18 protein-coding genes are annotated in these 17,682 nt (G+C 63.7%); 9 read left to right on the forward strand and 9 right to left on the reverse strand.

The genetic code is table 11. From position 1 onward, the window contains the following. Positions 1 to 6 precede the first annotated feature (6 nt). Genes MesoLj_RS12055 through MesoLj_RS12070 form a run of 4 tightly spaced genes read left to right on the forward strand, consistent with a single transcriptional unit; the run spans position 7 to position 4,585 of the window. The gene (locus tag MesoLj_RS12055; RefSeq protein ID WP_140771455.1) at positions 7 to 1,893 is read left to right on the forward strand and encodes an ABC transporter ATP-binding protein; all 1,887 of its coding nucleotides are present in this window, start codon (positions 7 to 9) and stop codon (positions 1,891 to 1,893) included. Beyond that, positions 1,890 to 3,773 (forward strand): ABC transporter ATP-binding protein, encoded by a 1,884-nt coding sequence (locus MesoLj_RS12060; RefSeq protein ID WP_140771453.1) that lies wholly within the window; start codon positions 1,890 to 1,892, stop codon positions 3,771 to 3,773. The genes MesoLj_RS12055 and MesoLj_RS12060 overlap by 4 nt, the downstream gene beginning before the upstream one ends. A 4-nt stretch (positions 3,774 to 3,777) precedes the next feature. After that, the gene (locus tag MesoLj_RS12065; protein WP_202326118.1) at positions 3,778 to 4,272 is read left to right on the forward strand and encodes a GNAT family N-acetyltransferase; all 495 of its coding nucleotides are present in this window, start codon (positions 3,778 to 3,780) and stop codon (positions 4,270 to 4,272) included. A 1-nt stretch (position 4,273) separates the two neighbouring features. After that, a complete protein-coding gene (locus tag MesoLj_RS12070) occupies positions 4,274 to 4,585 on the forward strand; it encodes a DUF6665 family protein (RefSeq protein ID WP_202326119.1) in 312 nt (103 codons plus the stop codon). 3 nt (positions 4,586 to 4,588) lie between these two features. Here MesoLj_RS12070 and MesoLj_RS12075 read toward each other — a convergent pair whose 3' ends face one another. Continuing rightward, a complete protein-coding gene (locus tag MesoLj_RS12075; protein WP_202326120.1) occupies positions 4,589 to 4,933 on the reverse strand; it encodes a cupin domain-containing protein in 345 nt (114 codons plus the stop codon). 375 nt (positions 4,934 to 5,308) lie between these two features. Here MesoLj_RS12075 and petA point away from each other — a divergent pair, with 375 nt between their 5' ends. The 4 genes from petA to MesoLj_RS12095 all read left to right on the forward strand — a co-directional run bounded on the left by petA (position 5,309) and on the right by MesoLj_RS12095 (position 8,669). Beyond that, the gene (petA, locus tag MesoLj_RS12080) at positions 5,309 to 5,809 is read left to right on the forward strand and encodes a ubiquinol-cytochrome c reductase iron-sulfur subunit (RefSeq protein ID WP_244735533.1); all 501 of its coding nucleotides are present in this window, start codon (positions 5,309 to 5,311) and stop codon (positions 5,807 to 5,809) included. 16 nt (positions 5,810 to 5,825) lie between these two features. Continuing rightward, positions 5,826 to 7,127, forward strand: a complete 1,302-nt coding sequence (locus MesoLj_RS12085) for a cytochrome b (protein ID WP_140771444.1) — start codon at positions 5,826 to 5,828, stop codon at positions 7,125 to 7,127. 27 nt (positions 7,128 to 7,154) lie between these two features. Continuing rightward, positions 7,155 to 8,027 carry a cytochrome c1 gene (locus tag MesoLj_RS12090; protein WP_140771442.1) on the forward strand — a complete coding sequence of 291 codons (873 nt, stop codon included), beginning with the start codon at positions 7,155 to 7,157 and terminating at the stop codon, positions 8,025 to 8,027. 96 nt (positions 8,028 to 8,123) lie between these two features. Next, a complete protein-coding gene (locus MesoLj_RS12095) occupies positions 8,124 to 8,669 on the forward strand; it encodes an adenine phosphoribosyltransferase (protein WP_140771441.1) in 546 nt (181 codons plus the stop codon). A gap of 176 nt (positions 8,670 to 8,845) precedes the next feature. On the opposite strand, the gene MesoLj_RS12100 is transcribed toward MesoLj_RS12095, so the two are convergent. From MesoLj_RS12100 to MesoLj_RS12120, 5 genes are all read right to left on the reverse strand, one after another. Beyond that, positions 8,846 to 9,307 (reverse strand): MaoC family dehydratase, encoded by a 462-nt coding sequence (locus tag MesoLj_RS12100; protein WP_140771439.1) that lies wholly within the window; start codon positions 9,305 to 9,307, stop codon positions 8,846 to 8,848. Next, the gene (locus MesoLj_RS12105) at positions 9,304 to 9,774 is read right to left on the reverse strand and encodes a MaoC family dehydratase (RefSeq protein ID WP_140771438.1); all 471 of its coding nucleotides are present in this window, start codon (positions 9,772 to 9,774) and stop codon (positions 9,304 to 9,306) included. Before MesoLj_RS12105 ends, MesoLj_RS12100 begins: the two co-directional genes overlap by 4 nt. Positions 9,775 to 9,898: 124 nt before the next feature. After that, positions 9,899 to 10,873 (reverse strand): magnesium/cobalt transporter CorA, encoded by a 975-nt coding sequence (gene corA, locus MesoLj_RS12110; protein ID WP_202326121.1) that lies wholly within the window; start codon positions 10,871 to 10,873, stop codon positions 9,899 to 9,901. Between the two features lie 153 nt (positions 10,874 to 11,026). Continuing rightward, entirely contained in the window at positions 11,027 to 11,815 is a 789-nt protein-coding gene (locus tag MesoLj_RS12115; protein ID WP_202326122.1) for an APH(3')-II family aminoglycoside O-phosphotransferase, read from the reverse strand. A gap of 65 nt (positions 11,816 to 11,880) precedes the next feature. After that, the gene (locus MesoLj_RS12120) at positions 11,881 to 13,215 is read right to left on the reverse strand and encodes a uracil-xanthine permease family protein (RefSeq protein ID WP_202326123.1); all 1,335 of its coding nucleotides are present in this window, start codon (positions 13,213 to 13,215) and stop codon (positions 11,881 to 11,883) included. A 135-nt stretch (positions 13,216 to 13,350) separates the two neighbouring features. Here MesoLj_RS12120 and guaD point away from each other — a divergent pair, with 135 nt between their 5' ends. Beyond that, complete coding sequence (gene guaD / locus MesoLj_RS12125; protein ID WP_202326124.1) at positions 13,351 to 14,715, forward strand: guanine deaminase; 1,365 nt, start codon at positions 13,351 to 13,353, stop codon at positions 14,713 to 14,715. A 28-nt stretch (positions 14,716 to 14,743) separates the two neighbouring features. Here the strand turns inward: guaD and yddG are convergent, their stop codons facing one another. The 3 genes from yddG to pth form a co-directional block, all read right to left on the reverse strand. Further along, positions 14,744 to 15,649, reverse strand: coding sequence for an aromatic amino acid exporter YddG (yddG, locus tag MesoLj_RS12130; RefSeq protein WP_202326125.1), 906 nt, complete (start codon positions 15,647 to 15,649; stop codon positions 14,744 to 14,746). Positions 15,650 to 15,743: 94 nt separating this feature from the next. After that, positions 15,744 to 16,847 (reverse strand): redox-regulated ATPase YchF, encoded by a 1,104-nt coding sequence (gene ychF / locus MesoLj_RS12135; protein ID WP_172348948.1) that lies wholly within the window; start codon positions 16,845 to 16,847, stop codon positions 15,744 to 15,746. 94 nt (positions 16,848 to 16,941) lie between these two features. Then, positions 16,942 to 17,664, reverse strand: coding sequence for an aminoacyl-tRNA hydrolase (gene pth, locus MesoLj_RS12140; RefSeq protein WP_140777318.1), 723 nt, complete (start codon positions 17,662 to 17,664; stop codon positions 16,942 to 16,944). Positions 17,665 to 17,682: the final 18 nt, after the last annotated feature.

A 17,682-nucleotide genomic window follows, 5' to 3' on the forward strand; every position in this document is an offset into this window, starting at 1 on the left:
TGACTTATGTTGTTGTTTAGCTGGTTTGAAAGAAGGCTCGATCCGTTCCCCGCTGCGGAACCGGTCGAGCCGCCCAAGACCCTGGTTGCCTTCTGCCTGCATTATACGCGCGGGGCATGGCCCTATATCCTCATCGATGCGGTGCTGGTGACGGCGATCGCCATCGCGGAAGTGTGGATGTTCGGCTTCCTTGGCCGCATCGTCGACTGGCTGTCGGGGCAGAATCGCGAAACCTTCCTGCAGACGGAGGGCTGGAAGCTCGCCGGCATGGCCTTCATCGTGCTGTTCGCGCTGCCGGGCACGGTGTGGCTGCATTCGCTGCTCAACCAGCAGACGCTGATGGGCAACTATCCCATGCGCATCCGCTGGCAGGTGCACCGCTACCTGCTCAAGCAGTCGATGAGCTTCTACCAGGACGAGTTCGCCGGCCGCATCGCCACCAAGCTGATGCAGACGGCACTCGCCGTGCGCGAATGCGTCATCAAGGTGATCGACGTCCTGAACTACGTCATCGTCTACTTCCTCGGCATGCTGTTCATCGTCGGGTCGGCGGACTGGCGGCTGGCCGCGCCGCTGGGCGTCTGGCTGGTCGGCTACATACTGTTGCTGCGCTTCTTCATTCCCCGGCTGGGCAAGGTCGGCGAGGAGCAGGCCAATGCGCGCTCGATCATGACCGGCCGCGTTGTCGACAGCTACTCCAACATCCAGACGGTCAAGCTGTTTTCCCATGCGCGCCGTGAGGCCACTTTCGCCAGGGAAGGCATGATGGGCTTCCTCGACACGGTCTACCGGTCGATGCGGCTGGTGACGGTGCTTTTCGGCACACTCTACATACTGAACGCGCTGCTGCTGTTCTCGGTCACCGTCATCTCGTTGTGGCTGTGGATGGGGCAAGTGGTGACGATCGGCGCGGTCGCCGTGGTCATCGGCCTGGTGCTCAGGATGTGGGGCATGTCGCAATGGATCATGTGGGAAATGTCGGGCCTGTTCGAGAACATAGGCACGGTGCATGACGGCATCGCCTCGATCTCGCTGCCGCGCCTTGTCGAGGACAGGCCGGATGCGAAGGAGATCGCCGTTTCCAAGGGTGAGATCCGTTTCGAGGATATCCGCTTCCACTACGGCAAGCAGAAAGGCGTCATCGAAAACCTGTCGCTGGCGGTGAAGTCCGGCGAGAAGGTCGGCATTGTCGGCCGCTCGGGCGCCGGCAAGTCGACGCTGGTCAATCTCTTGCTGCGCTTCTACGACCTGGAGGGCGGCCGGATCCTGATCGACGGCCAGGAGATCGCCGGTGTGAAACAGGATTCGCTGCGAGCCCAGATCGGCATGGTCACGCAGGACACCTCGCTTTTGCATCGTTCGGTGCGCGAGAACATCCTCTATGGCCGCCCCGACGCCACCGACGAGATGCTCGTCGAGGCGGCGCGGCGGGCAGAGGCTCTGGACTTCATCGGCGGACTTTCGGACCACAATGGCCGCAAGGGGTTTGACGCCTATGTCGGCGACCGTGGTGTCAAATTGTCCGGCGGCCAGCGGCAACGCATCGCCATCGCTCGCGTTATGTTGAAGGATGCACCGATACTTATCCTTGACGAGGCGACGTCGGCGCTGGATTCCGAGGCCGAAGCGGCCATCCAGGAGAATCTCTACAAGCTCATGCAGGGCAAGACCGTCATCGCGATCGCGCACCGGCTGTCGACCATCGCGGCGATGGACAGGCTTGTGGTGATGGATCAGGGTCGTGTCATCGAGGAAGGTTCGCACGACGAACTGGTCGCCAAAGGCGGGCTTTACGCGCAGCTCTGGCAACGCCAGTCGGGCGGGTTCCTGCTCGAGGATATACCGGCCGAAGTCGCCAACGACGCAATTGCAAAGGGCCAAGCTGCCGAATGATGACAGCCGTCTATCGCTGGTTCGAGAACTGGGTCTATCCGTTCAGGGAGCCGGCGAATCTTCGGCCACCGGCGAGCGTCGGCGGTTTTCTCTGGCATTATGTCGGCCAGGCGAAATTCGCCTTCTTCGCCATGCTGGTCATCGGCGGCATCGCGCCGCTGGTCGAAGCCGGCCTGTTCTACTTCGTCGGGCGGCTGGTCGATATTCTCGACCAGCTTCCCGGCGAGCGCAGCTGGCATGCGCTGTGGACCGCCGCCGGCCCGGAGCTTGTCTTCATGGTCGTGGTGGTGCTGGTCATCCGCACCATCGTCGTCGGCCTGTCGGCGCTGGTCGACGAGCAGACCATCACGCCCGGTTTCTACAATCTGGTGCGCTGGCAGGCGCATCGCCACGTCTCGCGCCAGTCCTACGCATTCTTCCAGAACGATTTCGCCGGCCGCATCGCCACCAAGGTCTGGCAGGCGGGCCAGGCCACCGGCGACCTGATGGAGAGCTTCATCGAGGTCGTCTGGTTCATGCTCGTCTATACGGTCACGACGCTGGCGCTGGTCGCGGGGCTCGATCTCAGGCTGGCGGCGCTGGTGGTGATCTGGATCGTGGCCTTTGGCTGGCTGGCCAGGCTCTATTTGCCGGCGATCCGCAAGCACGCCGAGGCGACCGCCGAGGCGGGCTCGATGATCAATGGCCGCATCGTCGATTCCTATTCCAACGTGCAGACGCTGAAGCTGTTCGCGGCCGATGGCGACGACCGCTACATCAGGAACGGCTTCGACATCTATCTCGACGCGCTGCGTCCTTTCACCCGCAGGCTGACCGGCGTGCGCATGGCGCTGACGACCTTGTCGGGCATCATGATCACGGCGATCGGCTGTTTTGCCGTCTATCTCTGGGTCGAGGGCTCGATCACAGTCGGCGCGGTCGCCTTCACGCTGTCGCTGGTGCTCAGGCTCAACATGCTGCTCGGGCGGCTAATGATGCAGCTCAACAGCATTCTGCGGAATCTCGGCGTGCTGGAGAATTCCAAGGCGCTGATCTCGCAGCCGCTCGGGCTCACCGACGCACCCGATGCGAAGGAGCTCGTCGTCGCCGGCGGGCGCATCGACGTGAAGAATGTCGAGTTCCACTACGGCAAGGGGTTCGGGGTGCTGAACGGCATCGACCTTGTCGTGCGGCCGGGCGAGAAGGTCGGGCTGGTCGGGCCGTCGGGTGCGGGCAAGACGACGCTCGCCAATCTGATCCTGCGGCTCTACGACCTGGAAAGCGGCTCCATAACCATCGATGGCCAGAATGTTTCCCAGGTGACGCAGAACTCGTTGCGCGCCAATATCGGCGTCGTCAGCCAGGACACCGCCCTGTTCCACCGCTCGCTGCGCGACAACATCAAGCTCGGCATGCCCGACGCGACCGATGCCGAGGTGATCGCGGCGGCCAGGAAGGCCGAGGCGCATGATTTCATCCTGGGCCTGCGGGACAACCGGGACCGTGCCGGCTACGAGGCCTTTGTCGGTGAGCGCGGCGTGAAACTGTCGGGCGGCCAGCGCCAGCGGGTGGCGATCGCGCGTGTCTTCCTCAAGGACGCGCCGATCCTGATCCTCGACGAGGCGACCTCGGCGCTCGATTCCGACATCGAGGCGGCGATCCAGGAGAACCTCACCCGGTTGATGGAGAACAAGACGGTCATCGCCATCGCCCACCGGCTGTCGACGATCGCCGCGCTCGACCGCCTGGTGGTGCTAGATGGCGGCCGGATCGTCGAACAAGGCACGCATGACGAACTGGTGGCGCTCGACGGGCTCTATGCGCGGCTGTGGAAGCGGCAGTCCGGCGGCTTCCTCTATCACGAGGAAAGCGTGCTCGAAGAGACGCGGCCAGCGGAGTAGGCGCATGGGTGGAACGCTCAAGGCCAGCCCAGGGATCGGTTATGAGATCAAGCGGCTGCGGCCGACCACGCCGGCCTTCGACAGGCTGAAGGACGAGAGCCGGCTGGAAGGCTATTGGATGCTGGTGCGGCTGGCGGATGGCTGGACACGCGGGAATAGCTCTGGCGGCCGCAACAAGTTCCTGAAGCGAGGCGAGGCGCTGTTCGGGGCATGGCATGGCACCGAACTCGCCGGTGTGTGCGGGCTGAACATCGATCCTTATGTCGAGGGCAGGGAGCATGGCCGGGTCCGGCACCTGTTCGTCGGCGCGCCCCACCGTCGCGCCGGCCTTGGCCGCATGCTGGTCGAGACCGTCATCGATCGGGCACGCCGCTATTTCACCGTGTTGAACACCCGCGCGCCGCCGGAAGCCTTCATTTTCTATGAACGGCTTGGCTTTCAGCGCGTGGAAGGCGAAGAATTCGTCACCCACCGCATGGTGTTCGGAAAGGGGAACTGAAATGTCCTTGCGTCCGCCATCTGATCTTGCCGGCACCTCGGCCGCTGAAGCGGCCTTCGACGCGCTTGGCCATGAGGTCCTGGCCGAGAAGGCGGCCGCGCTCGGCCGTGCCGGACAGCGCGTGGAAGAAACCCTGGCCAGACTGCGCGACAATGGCGACGAACAGTTGCGCCCCCTTCTGCTCAAGGAGGCGGCCGCCGCGGTGCATGGCTATTTCATCCAGCGAGAACTGTGCGGCCTGCGAAAGCACGACGCCGTGATCCGCGAATACGACATCCCCAAAGCCGTCCTGGTCAGGCTCGGCGCCATGTAGGGATCACTCCAGCCATTTCGTGATGAAGCTGCCGTTCTCGTGGATGTCGGTGGTCTCCAGCGGCCCCGGACCGAGATTGGTGAATTTGTGCGGCGTGTGAGGTGGCACGATGACAATCTGGCCGGCGGAGGCCTCGATTTCCTTATCGCCGATGGTGAACAGGCTGGTGCCCTGGTGGATGATGAAAATCTCCGCATAGGGGTGGGAGTGCAGCCGCGGGCCGCCGCCGACATCGGGCAGGTAGTTGAAGATCAGGCAGGAGTTGGAGCCGTAGGCGCCGCATTGCAGCTCGCCCTTCCAACGGTCGGAACGAACGGCCCATTCCTCGCGGTCGATGACGTGCGCCATGCCAGCGAAGATAGATCACACCGGTGTCCTGTGTCGAGGTAAACAAGGACGCCGGATTTTGCTGATATTTCCCGGTTGTTTAGCCTCCTTTCGCGGCCGTTGCCCGCCTTGCCGCGCAATAGGGGATTTTGTCCCCGCGACAATCTGCCCTTGTGCCTTGACCCGTCTGGACAAAAACGGGCTTCACGCATAAACCGAAGTCCAAATGCCGGAGGAATTCGCTAGCCTGTTCGCCATGCGCTGTCGGGTTGGCGTGATTGAGCGGGGAACAAGGCTCGGCCACCGGCGCGGAAGAGGCGAAAGGATCAGGCACCCGTGAGCGCAACCGACATCCACGATCCCAATCGTCGAGATTTTCTTTACGTCGCCACCGGCATGGCGGCCGTGGTCGGAGCCGGTGCCGTCGCCTGGCCGTTCATCGACCAGATGCGCCCCGATGCCTCGACGCTGGCGCTCGCCTCGGTTGAAGTCGACGTCGCCTCGCTGACGCCGGGCATGTCCTTGATCGTCAAGTGGCGCGGCAAGCCGGTGGTGGTGCGCAACCGCACCGAAAAGGAAATGAAGGACGGCGAGGCCGTCAACCTTTCCGATCTCAAGGATCCGATCGCCCGCAACGCCAATCTGCCCGCGGACGCGCCGGCGACCGACGCCAACCGCACCACGCCCGGCAAGGAAGCCTGGATGGTGATGGTTCAGGTCTGCACGCATCTGGGTTGCATCCCGCTCGGCCAGGAAGGCGATTTCGGCGGCTGGTTCTGCCCATGCCATGGTTCGCAATACGATACCGCCGGCCGCATCCGGAGAGGCCCGGCGCCAGAGAACATGGCTGTGCCGGTATTCAAGTTCATTTCCGATACCAAGATCCTTATCGGTTGAGGCAGGGGATATTTCGATGAGCGAGGGACACTCGACCTATACGCCCAAAACCGGTCTCGGACGCTGGTTCGACGCCCGCATGCCGCTGCCGCGGCTGGTTTATGACAGCTTTGTCGCCTATCCGGTGCCGCGCAACCTCAACTATGCGTGGACCTTCGGCGGCATCCTGTCGATCATGCTGGTGGCTCAGATCCTGACCGGCATCGTGCTGGCCATGCACTACTCGAACGACACCACGCTCGCCTTCGATTCGGTCGAGAAGATCATGCGCGACGTGAATTCCGGCTGGCTGTTGCGCTACATGCATGCCAACGGCGCCTCGTTCTTCTTCGTCGCCGTCTATATCCACATTTTCCGGGGCCTCTATTACGGCTCCTACAAGACACCGCGCGAACTGCTGTGGATCCTGGGCTGCATCATCTACCTCCTGATGATGGCGACCGGCTTCATGGGCTACGTGCTGCCATGGGGGCAGATGAGCTTCTGGGGCGCCACCGTCATCACCGGCTTCTTCAGCGCCATACCGCTGGTCGGCGAGTGGATCCAGCAATTGCTGCTTGGTGGCTTCGCCGTCGACAATCCGACGCTCGGCCGCTTCTTCGCGCTGCACTATCTGCTGCCGTTCATGATCGCAGGCGTTGTCGTGCTGCACGTCTGGGCGCTGCATGTCGTGGGCCAGTCGAACCCGACCGGCATCGAGGTCAAGTCGAAGACCGACACCGTCGCCTTCACGCCTTACGCGACTATCAAGGACGCGTTCGGCATGATCGTGTTCCTGTTCTTCTTCGCCTATTTCGTCTTCTACCTGCCGAACTATCTCGGCCATCCGGACAACTACACGGTCGCCAACCCGCTGAAGACCCCGGCCCACATCGTCCCTGAATGGTACTTCCTGCCGTTCTACGCGATCCTGCGCGCCATCACCTTCAACATCGGGCCGATCAACTCCAAGCTCGGCGGCGTGCTGTGCATGTTCGGCGCCATCGCCATGCTGTTCCTGGTGCCGTGGCTCGACACTTCCAAGGTGCGCTCGGCCGTCTACCGGCCCTGGTACAAGCTGTTCTTCTGGCTGTTCGTGGCCGATGCCATCCTGCTTGGCTGGCTGGGCTCGCAGCCGGCGGAAGGCAGCTATGTGTTCATGGCGCAGATGGCAACGCTGTTCTACTTCGCCTTCTTCCTGATCATCATGCCGGTTCTCGGCCTGATCGAGACGCCGCGCAGGCTGCCGAACTCGATTACCGAGGCGGTGCTGGAGAAGAACAAGGGTGGCAGCGGGCATCCGGCGGGCGCCACGGCCGCACCACAGACCAAGGGCTGAGCGGTAGAGAATCTAAGGGGATTTGGCATGAAAAAGATTCTCACCTCGCTTGCGCTGGTCGGCCTTGTGGCCGCCGGCACTGTGGCTGCAGGTACTTGGGCGTTCGCGGCCGAGGAGGCGCACAATGCGGCGGCTCCGACGCATTTCCCGATCAACGAGCCTAAGGAAATGGACTGGAGCTTCACCGGTCCGTTCGGCACCTATGACAAGGCGCAGCTGCAGCGCGGCCTGAAGGTCTACAAGGAAGTCTGCTCGGCCTGCCATTCGATGAACCTGGTGGCGTTCCGCACGCTGTCGGACCTCGGCTACAACGACGCGCAGATCAAGACGCTGGCGGCCGAATACACCATCCATGACGGCCCCAACGATGCCGGCGACATGTTCGACCGTCCCGGCAAGCCGTCGGACCATTTCCCGGCGCCGTTCGCCAACGAGCAAGCCGCTGCCGCCTCCAATGGCGGCGCTGCCCCGCCAGACATGTCGCTGCTGGCCAAGGCGCGCGGCGTCGAGCGCGGCTTTCCGCAGTTCGTCTTCGACATCTTCACCCAGTATGACGCCGGCGGTCCCGACTACATCCATTCGCTGCTGACCGGCTACGACCAGACGCCGCCGGCCGGCATGGTCATCCCGGAAGGCACGCACTACAACCCGTACTTCATGTCGGGCGTGTCGCTGAAGATGCCCAAGCCGCTCTCCGACGGCCAGGTGACCTATGATGACGGCTCGCCGCAGACCGTCGACCAGTATTCCCGCGACGTGGCGGCCTTCCTGACATGGGCAGCCGAGCCGCATATGGAGGCCCGCAAGAAGATGGGCTTCCGTGTGCTGGTGTTCCTGCTTCTGTTCGGCGCGCTCGTCTACATGACCAAGCGCAAGGTGTGGGAAGGCGTGGCGCACTAAGCAGCGCCGGCACCTGAAAATGCAAGGGCGCCGAAAGGCGCCCTTTTCTTTTCGGCCGCTTACCGGCAAAACTGTAAGGCAACGGAACAATTGCCCATGAAATCCTCCCTAGAAGAGACGCTGCTCTCGGCCATCCGCACCATTCCGGATTACCCCAAGCCAGGCATCCTGTTTCGCGACATCACCACGCTGCTCGGCAATGCGCGCGCTTTTCGCCGCGCCATCGACGAGCTGGTGCATCCCTATGCCGGGCAGAAGATCGACAAGATCGCCGGCATCGAGGCCCGCGGCTTCATCCTGGGTGGGGCCGTTGCCCATCAGCTCTCGGCCGGCTTCGTGCCGATCCGCAAGAAGGGCAAGCTGCCCTATGAGACGGTGCGCGTCGCCTACAGCCTGGAATACGGGCTGGACGAGATGGAGATGCACAAGGACGGCGTTTCACCGGGCGAAAAGGTGATCCTGGTCGACGATCTGATCGCCACCGGCGGCACGGCGGAAGCGGCGGTCAGGCTTCTGCGCCAGATCGGCGCCGATATACTGGCGGCATGCTTCGTCATCGACCTGCCGGATCTGGGTGGGCGCGCCAAGCTCGAGGCGCTGGGTGTTCCGGTGAGGACGCTGATCGGGTTCGAGGGACATTAAGGGAGCGGTTCTTCCTTCTCCCCTTGTGGGAGAAGGTGGCCTCGCGAAGCGAGGTCGGATGAGGGGTGTTCCAGAGAACATCAACGTCTCACTCCGCTGGAACACCCCTCATCCGTCTCGGCGCTAACGCGCCGATCCACCTTCTCCCACAGGGGGAGAAGGAAGAAGCGTTGCCACTACTCCACCTTCACCAGCACGGCGCTCTCGAACTCCAGCACCTTGTCACCGGTCGAATCGAAAGCCTCCGAGCGCAGCGACAAAAGCCGCCAGCCTGGACGCGACGAGACCGGACGGTGGGACAGCGCGGTGCGGGTGAAGGTGACGGTCTCGCCGGCGAAGACCGGTTTCAGCCATTTCAGGTTCTTGAAGCCGGGCGAAGGGCCGAATTCGGGCGCCGGGCCCGGACCGGTCCACTCGGCGCCCATCCGGCTTTCGAGGTTGAGCTTCATCCAGGTGGCGGCGGTGTGCCAGCCGGAGGCGCAAAGCCCGCCGAGCAGGCTTTTCCTGGCCGCCTCCTCGTCGATGTGGAAGATCTGAGGGTCGTATTTGCGGGCAAACGCCTTGATCGCCTCGGCTTCGAACTTGTGCGAGCCGAGCGTGACGGTGGTGCCGATGCGGAAGAATTCGTCCAGGGTCATGCCATATTCCCCGCCGCGTCACGCGTCAGGAACATGACGGAGTTCTCCAGCTCGAAGACGCTTTCGCCACGCTGGTTGACCAGCTCGCTGCGCAAGGTGATGAAACCGAGATGCGGCTTCGACTTCGACAGGCGCTTGGCAAGCACGACCATGGTGCCGACCAGCCTGTCGCCGGCCAGGACCGGCTTCTTCCACCTGACCTGGTCGACGCCGGGCGCACCCTGGCAGGTGGAGTCCAAAAGGAATGTGTCGCACCACATGCGCATGAACATGGCGCAGGTGTGCCAGCCGGAGGCCGAGAGGCCGCCCAGGATGCTGGCCTTGCCGGCTTCCTCGTCGAGATGCATGGGCTGGGCATCGAATTCGCTGGCGAATTCGATGATCTCGGCGGCGGTTACCTGTTTGGTGCCGAGGTCGAACGAGGCACCCTCGACGAAATCCTCATAGGCCCATGTCTTTCCGGTCATGGTCTGCAATCCCTGCGGAACGCGCGACCCGCATGGATCGGCAAACCCGGATGCAGGCCACGGGCGATTTGGTCAAGTCCTTTCTGGTAAGCCAGCGTCAGGGAAAGGCTGCCGGCGGCAGCGGTCAGAGCCAGCCGCGGCGGCGGAAATACCAGAAGGGCAGGATCGCCGACAGGATCATCAGGCCGATGGCGAAGGGATAGCCAAGCTGCCATTTCAGCTCGGGAATGATATCGAAATTCATGCCGTAGATCGAGGCGACCAGCGTCGGCGGCAGGAAGATGACGGCTGCGACCGAGAAGATCTTGATGATAGCGTTCTGCTCGATCGAGATCATGCCGAGCGTGGCGTCGAGCAGGAAGGAGATCTTCTGCGACAGGAAGGTGGCGTGGTCGGCGAGCGACAGCACGTCGCGCGACAAGGTCTTGATGCGGGCGCGCACGTCCTTGCTCATCTTGGTCTGGGTGGCGACATGGGCGAGGAAGCCGGCAAGGCGCTGCAGCGAGATCAGGCTGTCGCGCACGGAAGAGGCGATATCCTCCTTGCGGCCGATGGCTTTGAGCAATTCCTGAAAGTCGCGGTTGCGCTTCGACACCTTGGTGGAGCGTGCCTGGAATATGTCGCGCGAAACCCCCTCGATGTCGCGGCCGGCGCGCTCGAGGATGTCGGCGAGACGGTCGACGATCGCCTCCAGCAGGCCAATCAGGATGGTGTCGCCGCTGGTGCAGCCGGTTGCCACCTTCTCGGCGCGCTGCGGGAAGGTCTTGAACGCCTTGGGTTCATGATAGCGAATGGTGATCAGCCTGTTGCCGGCCAGCGCGAAGGTGACCGGCGACATCAGGGGATCGTCGACCTCGGTCTGCGCGGGCAAGGTGGCGGTCATGAAGTAGGCGCCGTCCTCGATGTAGAGGCGGCTGGAAATCTCGATCTCCTCCATCTCCTCGCGGCTCGGGATGGCGACGCCGAGCCAGCTTTCGATGGTGGCCTCTTCCTCCTTGGTCGGATTGACCAGGTCGGCCCAGACGACCCTGTCACCATCCGCCAGCAGGTCGTCGACGACGCGCAGGCGATCATTGTCCACGACAAATGCCTTGATCATCGCCAGATCTCCCCTGCGAAGGTGCGTTCGGATTGCGCGTCGTGTCGGATTGCACGGCTCTTCGTCGTGTGCGCGACCGTGTGCCAGCCGCTTAGACCCGTGACATGACAAAATCAAGACAAGCCCCACCAGGGACAGGCCGGTATCGGCCGCTCAGAAAAACTCGTCGAGGAGCCGATACCAGGAGAGCTTCGCCGGCTCCGCTTGCGGTGGTCCGTAGCGCTCGAGAAAGGGCTCTATCCAGGTCTCGCCGATGTTATAGCGGATGCTCGAGCAGGCGAGCGCCAGATCCTGGTGGCGATCGGCGACGCCCAGCCGGCCGCAATCGATGAAACCGCTGAAACGGCCGCGGGCAGCCATGACATTCGGCAGGCAGGCATCGCCATGGGTGACGACGAGATCCTCGGTCGTTGGCTTCAGCGCCTCAAGCTCGGCGAAGGCTTTTGCGGCGGTCCAGCCCTGCCTCTCATCGTCGAAATCGCTTTCGTCGACCTCGCCGGCCTCCATGCGGGATCGCGCGGCCGCGATCCGCCTGAAGAGGCGATGGTCGAAGGGACAGGAGCCGATATCCAGCGCGTGCAGATCGCGAAGCGCGCTGGACATGATCTCGATGACATCAGCCGGATCGATCGGCGCCGACGCCAAATCCTCGCCGGCGACGGCCGGCATCAGCAGCCAGTCGTGACCGGCATGGCTTTCCAGGGCGATCACATCGGGGCAAGCGATGCCTTGCCCGGCAAGCCAGCGCAACCGCGCGGCTTCATCGGCGAGTTCGGCAAAGGGACCGTTCCGCTCGCATTTCAGGAACAGGGCCGGCTTGTCGCCGGCTACCAGCCGGAACACGCCGGCCTGTGATCTGCCGATGGTTTGCCGGTGCCAGCGATAGCCGGAGAGCCTGTTCTTCAGCTCCTGCGGCAGTTCATTTTCGGGGGCGAAGTTCATCGACAAGGATCGGGAGGCCGGGGATTGGGGAGGCCGGGCCTCTGGTGCCCGGCCTCCCGGTCTCTCTATCGGGCGTTCGGCAGGATCTGGTGGAGCACGATGGCCCAGACGGCGCCGAAGGCGATGGATGAACCCAGAATGTACTGCACGATATCCGGAAGCGTCTTGACGAAATCCGGTGGCGCCAGCGTGGCAAACAGTGCCATCAGGATCGGCAGGCCGATGACCAGCATGTTCCTCTCGGTCAGCGGCGTGCCGCGCACCACGCGAAAACCGTTCATGGCGATAACGACGCAGAGAACGCCGAAGACGCCGCCGATGACCGGCCCCGGGATCGAGGCGATGACCGCCGAGAGCTTGCCGATCAGTCCGAACAGCACCAGGAAAATGCCGGCCGCGGCAAAGGCGGCGCGGCTGGCGATGCCGGTGATGGCGATGATGCCGGCATTGGACGAGTAACCGGTGACCGGCGTGCTGCACAGCAGGGCGCTGATCAGGCAGCCGAGGCCTTCGCCGGTGGCGCCCCTGTCGAGCTGGTCATCCGACAGCGGCTTGTCGATGACGGCGCCGACCGCGAACCAGGTGCCGGTGGTCTCGGCAAGGACGACGATGTAGACGATCAGCATCGTCAGCGTCGCCGACAGCGAGAAGGTCACGTCGAGGTTGAGGAATGCAATGCGCGGCATGGAAAACCATGTCGCGGCGGAAACGCCCGTCATGTCCAGCTGGCCCATGAAGGCGGCTGCGACGCTGCCGGCCACAAGCGCGATGATGACGGAAAGCAGGCGCAGCCACGCGCCCTTCGCGCCGAGTGCCATGCCGGTCAGCATGCAGCCGACAAGCACCGCCGCGGCGATGAAGGCGAGGATGATGTTGCCGCCGACGGTGGCGGGGCCGTGGACGGCGAAGACGCTTTCCTTGAGTGCCACCGGCATCAAGGCGACGCCGACCACGATGATGATGGCGCCACCGACGATGGGCGGCACGAAACGGTTGACGAGGCGATGGAAGATCCTTGTCGGCGATCCGAGCAGCATGACCAGTATGGCGCCGGGAATGAGCGCGCCGATCACCGCCGACAGCCCGCCAATGCCGCCGCCGGCGCCGAAGGCGATCGCCAGCACCGCGCCGATCGGGACGAAGGAGGGTCCTTGCACCACAGGCAGCCGCATCAGGAACTGCGACTGGATCAGCGTCGCGATGCCCGCCGCCACGAAGGCCGACTGGATGAAGGCGCCGGCATCGCCGACGCTGAAGGCGAGCACCGATGCGATGATGAACGGCACGATGTAGACGTCCATCGCCAGCACATGCTGGAGGCCGAGCAGGGCGGCCTTGCCCAGGGGCAACGGATCGTCCGGCTGGGCGATCAAAGTGATTTCTGGCGCAACGCGTTCCATGATGTCCCCTCTGGAAATCTCTACACGATCATGTGATCAGTCGCCGGCAAAGGACAGCGGCACAAAGGTTTGCCAACTGCTTTTTAGTGGGCCACGCAGTGACGGTCTCACGCGCCAGCGCAACCGGAGCGACAGATGACAAGAGAACCTTTCACGCTGCTCGGCACTGCCTTCCACACGCCGGAGCGCGGCAGGCTGGAGGTGCTGGAAGATCATCTCTTCAGCATCGATGCGCAGGGGCGGATCGCCGAGATCCTGGCGCCCGGCCATCCGGACTATGCGGTGCGGGAAAGCGATGCCCGCCTGTCCGGTACGCTGGTGCGGCTTGCTGACGGCCAGTTCCTGCTGCCCGGCCTTGTCGACCTGCACATCCATGCGCCGCAATGGCCGCAGATGGGCAAGGCGCTGGATGTGCCGCTCGAAGTCTGGCTGCAGAAATATACATTTCCGCTCGAGGCCCGCTACGCTGACGTCGACTATGCCCGCGAGGTCTATGCCGATCTGGTCGACAATCTCCTGGCCAACGGCACCACCACCGCGCTCTATTTCGCCACCATCCATGTCGAGGCGAGCCTGGCGCTTGCCGGGATTTGCATGGAAAAGGGCCAGCGCGCCCTGGTTGGCAAGGTGGCGATGGACGATGCCCGGCAGTGCCCGCCCTTCTACCGCGACGCCGATGCGGCGAGTGCCGTTTCGGAAACCAGGCGTTTCATCGTGGCGGTCCAGTCACTGGATCCTGGCGAGAGGCCGCTGGTCCAGCCGGTGATCACGCCGCGCTTCATCCCGAGCTGCACGGATGCGGCCTTGCAGGGGCTGGGTGAACTCGCGACCGAATTCGGCTGCCATGTGCAGACGCATTGCTCGGAGAGCGACTGGGCAAAGCAATTCGTGGAGGAGCGCTTCGGTCAGACCGATGCGGCCAGCCTGGACGGTTTCGGCCTGCTCACCCGGCACACCATCCTGGCGCATTCGAATTTCATCGACGGCCAGGACATGGACCTTATCAAGGAGAAGGGTGCCGGCGTCGCCCATTGCCCGCTCTCCAATGTCTACTTCGCCAATGCGGCGTTTCCGCTGCGCGCGGCGCTCGACCGGCAGATGCATGTCGGGTTGGGAACGGATATTTCGGGAGGCTACAGCCCGTCCCTGTTCGACGGCTGCCGGCATGCTCTGTCGGCGTCGAGGACGCTGCAAAGCGGCGTGCATGCCGGCCTGCCGCCCGAGCAGCGCGGCGCGCCCGGCGAGCCGATCACGCATCAGGAGGCGTTCTGGCTGGCAACCGCGGGCGGTGCCGAAGCGCTCGACCTGCCGACAGGCAGTTTTCGCGTCGGGCACGAATTCGACGCGCTGTTGATCGATACCGGGGCGCGCGCCTCGAACATCCACATCAACGCCGCCGACGACACGCTTGACGATGTCTTCCAGAAGATCGTGCTCAACGCGACGCGGGCGAATATCGCCTCGGTCTGGGTGAGCGGCCGGATGGTGGCGGGGCGATGAAGGGTGGCGCCCCGCGAAGCGACCTGGACTAGGCGCGCGCTGCTGTTTCCGCAGCGGCCGCTCTTTTTGGCTTGAGCAACATGTCCTTGGCGGCAATCAGCGCGCCAACGGTGATCAGCCCGCAAGCCAGCGCCACGGACCAGTGGAAGACGCCGAAGCCCGCCAGCAGCAGCACGATCACCGAGAACAGCGGCGCGGCATACGAGATCGCGCCCAGGATCATGATGTCTCCGTGCTTGCAGCCATAATCCCATGCGTAAAAGCCGGCGCCGAGAGGGATCACGCCCAGAATGGCGATGGCGCTCCATTGCGTCGGTGTTTGCGGCCAGACCGTGGTCTCAAGCGTGAGATGCAGCGTGAGGGCGACCGCCGCGGTGATGAGGCAGTAAACCGCGACCACATCGGTCGGGACCTGGCCAAAGCGGCGCGACAGGACGGAATAACCGGACCAGACGAAGGCACAGAACAGCGCGATGACGTGGCCCGGCTTCACCCCATCGGCAAGCCCGACGCTGCCGCCCTTCGTGATGACGACGATGGCGCCTGCCAGGCCGAGGACCACACCCGCAATATGGTGAGGTTTAAGCCGTTCTCCCGGCAGGAAGGCGGCGAAGACAACGATCAGCAACGGCCAGAGATAGGCGATCAGGCTCACTTCGACGGGCGGGGCCGACTGGATCGCGAAAAAGTAGGCGCAATGGTAGATGCACAGCCCTGCCGTGCCGATTGCCCAGACCTGCCATGGCTGCCGCAGCGACTTGATCGCCGAGGGCCGAACGATCCAGCTGGCCGCTCCGACGGAGCCGCCGAGCAGAAATGTCATGGCGGCGAGTTGAAAGGGCGGAATCGGTCCGGCCGCGGTCGAAAGCAGCGCGAGGAACGACCAGGTCAGAATGGCCGAGAAACCGACCAGGGTTGGGATCGTCCTGTTCATGTTCGCCCTTCCGCTTCATTGATTGGATAGCGGAAAGGACCGGCTGATGGCAGCCGCGTACGGACTCACCCTGTCGGGAATGCGACGCGGCTGTTCAGGTGTTGAACTTGAACAGCATGATGTCGCCGTCCTGGACGACATATTCCTTGCCTTCGTCGCGCGCCTTGCCGGCTTCCTTGGCCGCCACTTCGCCGCCCAGCGTGACGAAGTCGTTGTAGGCGATGGTCTGGGCGCGGATGAAGCCGCGCTCGAAATCGGTGTGGATGACGCCGGCGGCCTGCGGGGCCTTGTCGCCCTTGTGGATGGTCCAGGCGCGCGTCTCCTTCGGCCCGACGGTGAAATAGGTGATGAGATGCAAAAGCTCATAACCGGCGCGGATCACCTTGTTGAGGCCCGGCTCGTCGAGGCCGAGGGAGGACAGGAATTCCATCTCTTCCTCGTCGGAGAGCTGCGCGACTTCGGCCTCGATCGCGGCCGAGATCACCACCGTGCCGGCACCCTGCGCGGCGGCCATCTTCTCCACGGCCCGGGTGTGCTCGTTGCCGGTGGCGGCGTCGGCCTCGGCGACGTTGCAGACATAGAGCACGGGGTGCGACGTCAGGAGGTTCAAGCCCTGCAGGATGCGCAAGTCTTCGGCCGAGATGCCTTTGAGCAGCACGCGGGTCGGTTTGCCCGCCTGCAGCAGTTCGAGCGCGGCCTCCATCATCGGCAGCACGGTCACCGCTTCCTTGTCCTTGCTGCCGGCGCGCTTGCGGATCTGGACGATGCGGCGCTCCAGGCTGTCGAGGTCGGCGAGCATCAGCTCGGTCTCGACCGTCTCGGCGTCGGCGACAGGGTCGATGCGGCCCTCGACATGGGTGATGTCGTCATCCTCGAAGCAGCGCAGGACGTGCACGATGGCGTCGACCTCGCGGATGTTGGCGAGGAACTGGTTGCCCAGCCCTTCGCCCTTGGAGGCGCCGCGCACCAGGCCGGCAATGTCGACGAAGGAGATGCGGGTCGGAATGATCTCCTTCGACTTGCCGATGGCCGCGATCTTCTGCAGGCGCGGATCGGGCACCGCCACCTCGCCGGTGTTCGGTTCGATGGTGCAGAACGGATAGTTGGCGGCCTGCGCCGCCGCCGTCCTGGTCAACGCGTTGAAGAGCGTCGACTTGCCGACGTTGGGCAAGCCAACGATGCCGCATTTGAAACCCATTGTGTCCGGTCCTATCGGGAAAACGAAATTTGATGAGGGCTATGGGCGATAGGGGTGATCAACGTCAAGCCCTGTAAGGCCGCATGCGTGGCGCTCAGTCCTTGTTGCCGAAGAGTTTCTTCAGCATGGCGGCCATCGGGCCGGATTCCGGCAATTTGACCGCCGGCTGCTGCGGACGCGCCTGGCGGACGTGACTTTGCTGCTTGGGTTCCTGCTTCCGCGCCGGCTTTTCCGGTTCGGGCGCGGCCTTGCCCTGGACGGCGAGGGCGGCCTTGTTCATGAAGCCGGATTCGTCGCCCTTGACGATCATGGCGGCGTTGTCTGCGATCGCGTCGAGCAAGGGATCGAGCCATTCGCGGTCGGCCTTGGCGAAGTCGCCGAGCACATGGTGCTGGACCATTTCCTTGACACCGGGGTGGCCGACGCCGATGCGCACGCGGCGATAGGCGTTGCCGACATGGCCATCGATCGAGCGGATACCATTATGGCCGCCGGCGCCGCCGCCGGTCTTGATGCGAAGCTTGCCTTCGGCAAGGTCGATCTCGTCATAGAAGACGGTGAGCGCGGAAACGTCGAGCTTGTAGAAGCGCAGTGCTTCGCCGACCGACTGGCCGGACAGGTTCATGAAGGTCTGCGGCTTGATCAGGATGATCTTTTCGCCACCGAGCGTGCCCTCGGCGATCAGCCCCTGGAATTTCTTCGACCAGGGCGAAAAGGAATGGCGGCGGGCGATAGCGTCCGCCGCCATGAAGCCGACATTGTGCCGGTTATCAGCGTATTTCGCACCCGGATTGCCGAGGCCTGCAAAGACAAGCATCGTCTGCTCCGGGCGGGA

The organism is Mesorhizobium sp. 113-3-9 (assembly GCF_016756515.1).
In the GTDB taxonomy this organism is placed as follows: Bacteria; Pseudomonadota; Alphaproteobacteria; order Rhizobiales; family Rhizobiaceae; genus Mesorhizobium.

Bases quoted from the DNA above. Each gene is read 5' to 3' on its own strand.
- MesoLj_RS12055 (WP_140771455.1), top strand. From the start codon at position 7: ATGTTGTTGTTTAGCTGGTTTGAAAGAAGGCTCGATCCGTTCCCCGCT.
- MesoLj_RS12060 (WP_140771453.1), top strand. From the start codon at position 1,890: ATGATGACAGCCGTCTATCGCTGGTTCGAGAACTGGGTCTATCCGTTC.
- MesoLj_RS12065 (WP_202326118.1), top strand. From the start codon at position 3,778: ATGGGTGGAACGCTCAAGGCCAGCCCAGGGATCGGTTATGAGATCAAG.
- MesoLj_RS12070 (WP_202326119.1), top strand. From the start codon at position 4,274: ATGTCCTTGCGTCCGCCATCTGATCTTGCCGGCACCTCGGCCGCTGAA.
- MesoLj_RS12075 (WP_202326120.1), bottom strand. From the start codon at position 4,933: ATGGCGCACGTCATCGACCGCGAGGAATGGGCCGTTCGTTCCGACCGT.
- petA (WP_244735533.1), top strand. From the start codon at position 5,309: ATGGCGGCCGTGGTCGGAGCCGGTGCCGTCGCCTGGCCGTTCATCGAC.
- MesoLj_RS12085 (WP_140771444.1), top strand. From the start codon at position 5,826: ATGAGCGAGGGACACTCGACCTATACGCCCAAAACCGGTCTCGGACGC.
- MesoLj_RS12090 (WP_140771442.1), top strand. From the start codon at position 7,155: ATGAAAAAGATTCTCACCTCGCTTGCGCTGGTCGGCCTTGTGGCCGCC.
- MesoLj_RS12095 (WP_140771441.1), top strand. From the start codon at position 8,124: ATGAAATCCTCCCTAGAAGAGACGCTGCTCTCGGCCATCCGCACCATT.
- MesoLj_RS12100 (WP_140771439.1), bottom strand. From the start codon at position 9,307: ATGACCCTGGACGAATTCTTCCGCATCGGCACCACCGTCACGCTCGGC.
- MesoLj_RS12105 (WP_140771438.1), bottom strand. From the start codon at position 9,774: ATGACCGGAAAGACATGGGCCTATGAGGATTTCGTCGAGGGTGCCTCG.
- corA (WP_202326121.1), bottom strand. From the start codon at position 10,873: ATGATCAAGGCATTTGTCGTGGACAATGATCGCCTGCGCGTCGTCGAC.
- MesoLj_RS12115 (WP_202326122.1), bottom strand. From the start codon at position 11,815: ATGAACTTCGCCCCCGAAAATGAACTGCCGCAGGAGCTGAAGAACAGG.
- MesoLj_RS12120 (WP_202326123.1), bottom strand. From the start codon at position 13,215: ATGGAACGCGTTGCGCCAGAAATCACTTTGATCGCCCAGCCGGACGAT.
- guaD (WP_202326124.1), top strand. From the start codon at position 13,351: ATGACAAGAGAACCTTTCACGCTGCTCGGCACTGCCTTCCACACGCCG.
- yddG (WP_202326125.1), bottom strand. From the start codon at position 15,649: ATGAACAGGACGATCCCAACCCTGGTCGGTTTCTCGGCCATTCTGACC.
- ychF (WP_172348948.1), bottom strand. From the start codon at position 16,847: ATGGGTTTCAAATGCGGCATCGTTGGCTTGCCCAACGTCGGCAAGTCG.
- pth (WP_140777318.1), bottom strand. From the start codon at position 17,664: ATGCTTGTCTTTGCAGGCCTCGGCAATCCGGGTGCGAAATACGCTGAT.